At 63.3% G+C, this 5,806-nt stretch carries 5 protein-coding genes; 4 read left to right on the forward strand and 1 reads right to left on the reverse strand.

Translation table 11 applies throughout. From position 1 onward, the window contains the following. Window positions 1–274: 274 nt before the first annotated feature. Window positions 275–892 (reverse strand): TetR family transcriptional regulator C-terminal domain-containing protein, encoded by a 618-nt coding sequence (locus tag ITJ49_RS17360; RefSeq protein WP_194606796.1) that lies wholly within the window; start codon window positions 890–892, stop codon window positions 275–277. A gap of 1,159 nt (window positions 893–2,051) precedes the next feature. On the opposite strand from ITJ49_RS17360, the gene ITJ49_RS18360 reads away from it, so the two are divergent. The 4 genes from ITJ49_RS18360 (at window position 2,052) to ITJ49_RS17375 (ending at window position 4,942) form a co-directional block, all read left to right on the forward strand. Next, window positions 2,052–2,771, forward strand: coding sequence for a TetR family transcriptional regulator C-terminal domain-containing protein (locus tag ITJ49_RS18360; protein ID WP_194606797.1), 720 nt, complete (start codon window positions 2,052–2,054; stop codon window positions 2,769–2,771). 741 nt (window positions 2,772–3,512) lie between these two features. Next, window positions 3,513–3,644, forward strand: a complete 132-nt coding sequence (locus ITJ49_RS17935; protein ID WP_255521838.1) for a hypothetical protein — start codon at window positions 3,513–3,515, stop codon at window positions 3,642–3,644. Between the two features lie 421 nt (window positions 3,645–4,065). Further along, window positions 4,066–4,551: a MarR family winged helix-turn-helix transcriptional regulator gene (locus tag ITJ49_RS17370; RefSeq protein WP_194606798.1), complete on the forward strand. Its 486-nt coding sequence runs from the start codon at window positions 4,066–4,068 to the stop codon at window positions 4,549–4,551. Between the two features lie 112 nt (window positions 4,552–4,663). Then, window positions 4,664–4,942: a hypothetical protein gene (locus tag ITJ49_RS17375; RefSeq protein WP_194606799.1), complete on the forward strand. Its 279-nt coding sequence runs from the start codon at window positions 4,664–4,666 to the stop codon at window positions 4,940–4,942. The last annotated feature ends 864 nt before the right edge of the window (window positions 4,943–5,806 follow it).

The raw sequence follows: 5,806 nt of genomic DNA on the forward strand, positions 1-5,806 counted from the left end.
CGTCACAAGCCCTGACGGACCGCCCCGCAAACAACCCACCGCCTGCCCTCAGCAGAACTGCCGTCTCGGAAATCTAATGGTTTTTGGACGTCTCAGGTCGCGGTTGACCGGCTCAGAACACGCCCGAATAACCAGGTGTCCTCGTGTCTTGACAAGTCGTTCTCGCAACTCGATGGCCAGGCATGATGACCCTGGGCTTGTTGAGACAGGCCTTGAGCAGTGCCTGCGTCGAAGGCGTTCGTGCCGACGGTTCAGGTGTCGACTTCCCCGCGTTCTATTGCTGGGGTGGGGTGGCGGGGACGTTGCAGGTCGGGTCGAGAGCGGCGCGGATGAATGCTTCGACCATGGCCGCTCTCCGGGTCGGGGTGCTGTGCCCCACGAGCGAATAAATACTGAGACTGTCCATCAGGGCGACGAACAGTTCTGCGACCAAATGAGGGTCACGGGCTCGGAATTCTCCGTTGGTCACGCCCGCGGTGATGATGCCGGCCACGAATTCGACCCACAGGGTTGTGCTTTCTCGTGCCACTTTCGCAACGACGGGGTTTCGGCGTCCCACACTCCACCCGTCTGCCCAGACCCAGTCTTCCCGGGTATGTTCCCCGGTGAAGAGGTCATCGGTCAGGTACTGCAACGCTGCCCGAGCGGTGGTGAGAGTTTCCACGTGGGCGCGTGCTGCGGCGAGTTCGTCGGCGGCGATGTCCCGGAACATGCGCGCAGCCAGCGCTGGCATTGACGGTTCCTGCTGAGCGACAACAGCCGGCTCGAGCCCCGTCTGGGCCACGACACGACGCAACGTCACCGCCGGAAGGCCCGCGTCGAACGCGATCGCCTTCGCCGCCTTGTCGATACGACCGGCCACCGGCAGGTTCGGGTACTCGTTGATACGCACCACTTGAACATATGGACCCGTGTCGACTTCGACTAGAACCCCAACCGGGTGCCCCCCAGCTCACACACACTCCCGGACGCGTCCTCGTTCCGGATGATGCACCAAGCACGCGCAGAACACCCACACCCCAGCTCGGAGCCTTCCCTGCTCTCCGAAAGCAGCTCGAGTTTGCGCCGTCGTCCGCCGGGGACGCCCGCATTCGACCATGACGGTGGAGCACCGTGGACTCCCAGTAGTGGGGGCAGGACCCTGCTAGGGGCGCCTTCTAGCATGTGAGGTTGGATCAGAACCCAACGGGTGTCCCTCACCAGGAACCCACCGCAATCGCCACCCCGCGCCCTCAGCGCGACACGGGAGATTCCTTCGCTCGGGCGCTGGGATTGGAGCAGCGTCTGGCGACGCTGGTCACGCTTTTAGGCGGACATATTTTCGGGACCGCCGGGTGGCAACAGACCCTCGCCTCCTGGACAGAGAACCCCCACATTCGGTTCGAGGACATCGAAGCCGACCTTCTGCGGCTACTCGCCTGCGACAGCTGACTGCAATTTTCAGCTCTCCCACCAGGATGTTCTCGGCCTGTCGAAGCTGAGCGTGACCGCTAAATTGACCGCGATCCTGTTGCGCCCTCCCCGGTGCGGTTACGGTTGTGGTGCCGGGGGGTGGTACCCCAGGCGAAGGCCCGCCCCGTGTGGATGCTTCTGATCTGGCGCCCGTGGGGCGTGGCCGCGGGGTCTCCCGCCCGGGCGGGAGACCCCGCACTCACCCCACACCTTCGGGGCCTCTCAGTACCCGCTCGATGCGCGCGCGGCTTTTCGGGCTCGGGGACGACAAAAGGCTCCCGGCCTTCCGACCGGGAGCCTTAGGACAATCCCGTGGTTGCGGATGCGTTGGAATCAGCAACGCACCCGGGAACGTCCCTCCCACTCCCACCAGCTCTCCCAAGGATGACAAAGCCGGAACAAGCGTATGAAGCCCCACTGCGGTGAGGCCCTCCTGCCAGGAGACCCCACGTTCAGTGGTTCGCGCTTCATGCCAGATCCCCATCCGACACGCGTCAATCGAACCGCGAACACAGGTCCCGCGCAACCTTCTGGGATGTCCCAGAACAGGTGCCAGCAGGAGTGCCTGCACCCTGAACTGGGCCTACAAAAACTAACACGTGACTGATTACCGTGTCACTATGGCCGACCAGTCGATGCCCCCTGCACACTCCACACTGACAACAGGAACGCCGACCCTGTCGGCCTTCCCCGAACCGGTGTCGCTGCTGCAGACCGGTGACACCAAGTCTCGTCTGCTGGTGATCCAGGGCGCGATCACGGTGTTCCGCCGATTCGCGTTCCATGAGGCCACCTTCGATCTCGTCGCTACCGCAGCCAAAGTCACCGTGCAGGAAGTCACGGCCCGGTTCCCCACCTGGGATGATCTGCTGATCGCGACGATCGACTACTGGAACGGGCAACGGATGCGCCTCATCCTGCCCGTCGCGGAACGCTCCGGCGCGGCCGCGTTTCTCCGCGGGATCGTTCAAGCGAACATCGACGACCCGGCCCTCATGCGATTACTGTCCGCGACAGTGAACGTCGCCGCCACCCCGGAACACCCGATGGCGTCATTCCTCCACGAGGAATACCACCGATTCCACCTCATGGTCGCCCACCAACTCGCCGCCGACATCCGAGCCGGAAGGGAACCGTCCACTATGGAACCGGCCCGCGGCGCCGAGCAACTCATCGCCCTCTACGAAGGTCTGCAATTACAGTCAATGGTCCGGCCCACGATGAACCTCCTCGAAGCCTACGACCGGGCCGTGACCCGCATGCGGGCCGGGTGGAACCGCGAATACGTCGCCCCCGTCTGGGACCTCAGCGCCCACTAGCGCCCAGGCCCTCGTCCGCTTTCACGACTATGCGGCGGAGCTGGCCTGCAGACTCGACGCGTTTCGGAACGTCTGACACGACGGCCAGCCACCTCAAGACGTGCGGGCCATCACGGTGGGCTTGCGTCCGATCCGGCAACACGCACCGCGCCTTACCCATGAAACGGCCTATCAAACGGGAGCCCAGTGTCCTGCGACACCTCCGCAATCCGGGTAGAAGGTTGTCGCAGGACTCCGCGAGTTTTCCCTCAACAGTGAGGCGCTGGCTTCCGACACGGCGAAGAACACACCAGATTCGGGGCCAGGGTGTTCCCTCGGGACCTCCTCGCCCGCAACAGAAGCATCTTCACCGTACGTGTACCCCGCCACCGTGCTGCCACCCCCGTTCTGGGGATAGCACACCGCAAATTCGACCATGTGGGCATGTGCATGAAGAGAGCGCCTTCCAAGCAGTGGAAGCGTCTTGGAAACAACACAACCTTGGCCCTGCCAGGTCAGACCGGCCTATCTTTATTGCCACTCCGGTCGAGATTTTCTCCTGGAGCGGGTTGTACCCCTTCGGGGCAGCTCGAGATGTGGTGGCGCGGTTCGGGTCCGTTCCACCCCATCAACACCGCCGCAGGCCGAACGAAACTTGCCCACGGCAGGAGAGTGCGCGTTGGGGCATACCCCCGCACCCCGCACGGGAAAAGGGCCAGAGCCCCACCCGTACTTACCGATCTAGACCATAAAATCGGTCGAATGAGGCGCCGCAAGAAGAACCCTTATGGGCCGCCGCGACAACCGGGAACACCTCGCGTCATCTATGTCGCGGTCGGCATCCTGGCCGCGGCCATGATCACGCTCGTCGTCCTCGCCGCCCTCCACGGCTGACAGCCCCAACGGCAAATCCCGAACGCGCCACCCCGAGGTGAAACCAGTGAACCGACGCCATTCCTGTCCTTAACCAAGAAATGGCCCGACCTTCGGGTCACGAGCCGGGCCGAGCCAACCAGGCCACGACAGAACAGGGAAAGCCGGGCCCGGTCCACCCGACGGTACCCATCCCGAGTGAAAGCTGCCCGATCCGCGCCTGTTGATCTTGCCTGTTGCTCGTCGCCCACCGGGTTTTCCGCGAGGGGCCTCATTTGGTGATGTGGGCAGTGTTGGTTGTGAATGCGTTACACGTCAGGAATCGTAAAGCCCCACGGCCCTTTTCACCCCAACTCCCCCTTCTGGGGAATGACAGCAGGACCCGGTGGTGGTTGAGTCAGGGTGAAGTGGACCATGGATGGTCCCAGATACGGAGTACCTGATGACCACGACGGTCCACACCACACCTGACCTCAAAAACAAGCTCGAGTCCCTGCCTTCCGGGCGCAACGGGAACACGCTCGCGACTATTCGCAGTGCTCTTTTCGCGTTCGACCACGCGCACCGCGTCTTTCTCGACACTGCCGCCCACCAGCTCGGGGTGGGAACCACGGACCTTGACGCTCTCCTGCAACTCGCGGAAGACGAACCGGTCACCCCAGGTCAGCTTCGCGCCCACCTGCAGCTCACCACCGGCGCGATTACCGCCGTCACCGACCGGCTGGACGCGGCCGGGTATCTGACCCGTCTGCAGCACCCCACCGACCGGCGGAGCCTGCTTCTCGTCCTCACCCCGACCGGCCGGAACGCCGTCAACCATGTTCTCCGCCAATACGAGGCAACACTCACTGCCCTCTCTGAAAAACCGGCAATGATGCAGCAGCTCACCACGCTGACTTCCGCCGTCCTCCACGCCAGCAACACCTAAACCCCTCTCCCTCGGGCGTCGATCCGGTGGGCTCGGCGGGACGACACGACCTTGAGGTCCACGACCCTAGAGGCCTTCAGGATAAAGATGGGCGTATCAATCAGGGGGCAGTGTGGAACCGATCGACCTTGACGACGCGCAACTGCCCCACATCAGCGGGCAACACACCCACATCCGACTAAACGGCCGCGTCTTCCGACTCCGGAGCACCCGGGCGAGCATATGGGAGATCACCGAAACACTCGGCAGCATCGTCATCGGCCACGGACACCTCCACGCCACCGACACCACCTATCAAATCGTCACTCCCACCGGCCGGGGGCCGAAACATCCGCGGTGGCAGCACGTCGTGAGGGAACACCTCACCGTCCGCAAAGACCTCAAACGGTAGAAACCGACCCAACCCGTCACCACCCGTTGCGCTACTCGCACTGAGCTGGATTGGCTAGGCGATGCGGCAAAAACAACTTATCGGCCGAAGCTACCCCGTTCTGGGGCATGACAAGACAACCGAGATGCCGTTCCATGAAGACACTCCATTACGGAGAATCTCGATCGTCAACCCATTTGCCCGTGGAGGCATCATCGTGCTCATCGCCCTTATCAGCATCGTTCTCCTTATCGCTGCCGCGACAACCACGCTGATTCTTGCCCGCCAAAGTGCGACCACTGGGCCGGTCCAGGAAAGCAGCGAAAGGCTCCGGGCTCTTCGCGAAACCCACCGCCGCTCTCTCCAGGCCCGCTAACTCTTATGGCCCGAACAGTCCCGCCCACCCGCTGGGCATACCGGTGCATCGATGTTGCTGGATTTGCCCTGCTGCTGACAGGGGCGGCTCTCGCCGTCAACGGCGAGGGTGCCGGCGTCATCCTTCTCGCTGTCGGCCTTCTCGTGTGGCCGACGGAATGGGCCACCAAAACCGGGTTTGGAAGCGTGCGGCATCTTCTGCGCCCCGACCTCACCCGCGGCCAGTCAAAGTGCCCGCCGCCACCCCTGCCCTGTGGGCCCGAGAACGCGTTTAGGTTTCGTTCGGTTATGAACGTCGACCGTTGGAGGACGGAGCAACTGCGTGGAAGGATCAACCATGACTGACCAACCCGATCACTCCTACGAGGCAGTCGCTCCCCTGTCTCAAACCCTGCACCGCCTCGACGAGGTCCACCGCAGATTCCGGAGCCACGTCGCGAGGAGCCTTGCGATGACGCCGGTCGAGCTCACCGCCCTGCTGGTGATCGCCATCACCCCAAACATCAGCCC

The sequence above is a fragment of the Frondihabitans sp. VKM Ac-2883 genome (genome assembly GCF_015350875.1).
Lineage (GTDB): Bacteria > Actinomycetota > Actinomycetes > Actinomycetales > Microbacteriaceae > Frondihabitans.

What these genes read in the sequence shown, in the direction of transcription:
- ITJ49_RS17935 (WP_255521838.1), top strand. Translation starts at nt 3,513, where the DNA reads ATGAGGCGCCGCAAGAAGAACCCTTATGGGCCGCCGCGACAACCGGGA.
- ITJ49_RS17370 (WP_194606798.1), top strand. Translation starts at nt 4,066, where the DNA reads ATGACCACGACGGTCCACACCACACCTGACCTCAAAAACAAGCTCGAG.